The sequence below is a fragment of the Candidatus Saccharimonadales bacterium genome (assembly GCA_035317825.1).
Classification (GTDB): Bacteria; Patescibacteriota; Saccharimonadia; order Saccharimonadales; family Saccharimonadaceae; genus DATHGB01.
In genome coordinates this window covers 1-3,451 of record DATHGB010000028.1, presented here as the reverse complement: position 1 = coordinate 3,451, position 3,451 = coordinate 1, and the positions used below count along the sequence as shown (strand labels likewise).

Here is a 3,451-nt window from a genome sequence, read left to right as displayed (position 1 = left end):
TTAAAATCATTCGCTATTAACAGTGGTGGTTTTTCGCGTTCATAGGTATCAATCGAAGCCGAGCTTAAGAAATGTATCCTTGTTTGCGCCAACTGCCACCGTGAGATTGAACTCGGCCTCCACAAAAAAGAAGCTGTCGAACAATTACATCAACAACTTCTTTCTCGTACTTCATCAACCTACAAACACTTGGCTCCGGCAGCTGGGCTCGAACCAGCGACCTAATCGTTACACGTACCCGCTATTTTCATAGCGGCGTGGACTATCTCATCACCCACTTTAAAAGCTAGGGTGCGGGGCGCTTCCCGCCGACAATGTCGGAGGTACTTCCTCGCGGAATAGTCTCTGAACCTTCAATATGATTACTCATAGAGCTTGGCTGCGGATTCGCATATCTATTTCTAGACGTAGCCTTCCCGCAATTCACCCCGTTCTTCACCGCCAGATTTCGCTGACGGGCTGCAATTTACAGCGATCCGCTCTACCACTGAGCTATGCCGGATTAAACGCCAAGTGTTTGGATGTCGATTTTTCAAAGTACAAAGGTTATTATACCTGTCAGACCTCAATTCGGTCAAGATGAAAAGCTATTCTTTGGATGTATCCAAAATCGCGAGGGCTTGCTTCAAGACCACTGCGTCTTTTTTAACCTGCTCCAGATCATTCTCTTCACGTTTTTTGATCTCTTGCTGTAACCATTTAATATGCGGGTCAGTCGTAGATGGAGATGCGACCACCACTTCTAATGACCTGGCTGAATTGTCTTTTTTAAACAGTAATCCCCTCGTAATTAAGCCGTCGACATGCACCGCCACAGTTGAAACTGATTTATAGTCAAGCGCCCGCATAATCTCGCGGTAGCTTGGGCCGTACCCATTGCCTTTAATGAATCCGTCGATAAAACTAAGAAGTTCGCGTTGTTTTTTGCTTGGTCGTGTCTCTAGCATATTTTCCCCCGGTGATTGCGATTGCCGCTAATCCCCACCATACAATTGATACCGTATCATCTACCCATACAGGCTGCAGTAGTCCGATTAAGGCAAGTCCTATTCCACTTGCAAAAACCCCGAGCGCTAACCAATCCTGCCTGGATCGCCATAGTCTCATCATAATACAAACGAAAATGGCAAGGAATAAAATCAGGCCAAGCCAACCAGCTTCATGAGCGATAAATAAATACTGATTCTCAATAATAAACGGTTTGTCGCCGTAAAGTGACGCCGAACCCGTACTGCCAATACCCGCTCCTAATGGCTGTTCTGCTATTTTATCCGTTGCAGCCACAACCGAATCAACATGACCATCATTCGAAGTTGTTGCGCTTCCGCCATTTGGATTTTCATGCAACAAGATATTTGATACGAACGTACTATCACGAACAAGGAATAACGTACCAGCAAGGGCAACCGCAACCACGCCCAAAGTAATCCATGTACGGCGAGTCAGGTATTTAGCAGCACCAATCCCCACTACCACTCCAATGATGATCACCGCAGCAGCAAGTGCACTCCTTGAATAGGTAATCCATAGCGCAATCAGCGATGCAATAATTCCTAGTCCGACAATGACTTTATTCTTTGTCCCTGCAAGTACCGATCGTCCACTAACCCAGACCGCCGCAAGACATCCAAGCACAATACCGACATACGCCCCGAGTGGATTCGGCCCGCGAAGCGTGCTGTTCACCCGTATAAATTCATGGTTCAAATCAACCGTTAAGTATGGTTGGATTGTGTCTTTACCATACCCTATATACTTCAATATATCCGGAGGAAGGAAGAGCTGCACGACGGCAAAGCCAACAACAACGACCGCGCCTGCCACGCCAACCTGTAGTAATACTTTTCGATAGCCAGGTACTATTTTTATAAGTACATACACTAGGCTAAAGAAAAGAACGTATCGAAGATCAATCGCCAGACCAGCAACCGTTTGAACTGTGCTTCCATAAAAAAGCATTGCCAGTACAAGGTGAAGCGCACCATATGCAGCGATTAGGCGAAATATAATGTCCTTGCTTAGTTCACCCCAAAGCTGGCGGCGAGATACAATAACGACAGCTAAAACCGTCGCAACCAGCATCAATATCTCCTTCCAGGACTTGATCAACAGATCATAATCAGGGAAAAGCGTTCCAAACCCAACGCTAAGTGGCGCGTGCAATACGATTCCTCCCAGGATAACGATGAGAATCCAGGCATAGATCTTTTCTAGAATTGTCGCTTTCATTACCTCTAGTGTACTAGATAAAGTGGTATAATAGCAGCCATAGATGCCATCAAAGAATACGAAATTTTATAGCTTTGTCTTAGTTATTGCGGACTTCCTGATACTCCTTCTTGCCTTTGGAGTTGCCTATGTCCTGCGTGTGCAATACGACCCCCGTCCTCTACTGAATCAAGTATACGCATACGATTACTTTACGAGTTTCCTAGTGATTATCCCCTTTTGGATTTTGATCTTCGCGACACTTGGACTTTACCAGTCAAACACCTACAATCGTCGCTTAGTTGAGTGGGGCAAGATCGCCATTGGTGCGTTTATTGGTATTTTACTAGTCATCGGCTGGGAATATATCAGCGAAAAACACCTTTTCCCTGCGCGTTTGGTTGCTGCGTACGCTTTAGGTATCTCTTTCTTGCTACTTGTATTTGAACGCGAGATTTTACGCTTTGTCAGAAGCCTCTTATTTAGGCTAGGCAGAGGAACAAGCCGGGTACTGATTATTGGTAATTCCGATGCAACACGTGACATTGCCGAAAACCTGGCCGAAACCCACAAGAGCGGCTATCACATCGTAGCTATTGCCGGACCAAAAAGCGTCGTACCTGTAGGCCTAGGCATAGAACATTTTGCCTCCGTTGATAGCGCCTTAAAGCAAATTAATGGCCTGCGTATTTCAACGATTATCCAAACTGACCTATACGATTCAACCGATCGAAATCAGCGGATTCTTAATGCTGCACAGATTAACCACATTAGCTATAATTTCATTCCAGGTGAAGCTGAATTTTATGCAGGCAAGAACACAGTCGATGTCTTTTTGGGTTACCCGATGATATCAGTCAGTCAAACACCCCTCATCGGATGGGGAGCAATTGCTAAACATATTTTCGATGCGATTGTCTCTGTAGTACTTATTGTCGTGCTCTCGCCCCTCTTCCTCGTACTTATTATCCTCCAGGCAATATTTAACCCGGGCCCGATCTTTTATCTCAGCAAACGCCTTAGCCGTTTCTCAGAACCAATCAACCTCATTAAGTTCCGCAGTATGGGCGCTAAATATGGCGGTCGTGATGCTGCCGTAGAATTTAAAGAGATGGGCCGCGAAGATTTAGCACGCGAGTACGAAACCAATCACAAAGTCGAAAACGACCCCCGCATCACAAAGTTCGGCCATTTCCTCCGTGTTACTTCACTGGATGAACTTCCCCAAATATTTAATGTATTG

The 3,451-nt window shown here is 45.6% G+C and carries 3 protein-coding genes; 1 reads left to right on the top strand and 2 read right to left on the bottom strand.

The window, feature by feature from the left end:
- Positions 1–587: 587 nt before the first annotated feature.
- A complete protein-coding gene (locus VK497_05975; GenBank protein HMI09915.1) occupies positions 588–947 on the bottom strand; it encodes a hypothetical protein in 360 nt (119 codons plus the stop codon).
- Positions 904–2,229 (bottom strand): O-antigen ligase family protein, encoded by a 1,326-nt coding sequence (locus tag VK497_05970; GenBank protein ID HMI09914.1) that lies wholly within the window; start codon positions 2,227–2,229, stop codon positions 904–906. Before VK497_05970 ends, VK497_05975 begins: the two co-directional genes overlap by 44 nt.
- 43 nt (positions 2,230–2,272) lie before the next feature.
- Between VK497_05970 and VK497_05965 the strand changes: the two genes are divergently transcribed.
- The coding region (locus VK497_05965; protein ID HMI09913.1) for a sugar transferase at positions 2,273–3,451 on the top strand (1,179 nt) is incomplete at its 3' end.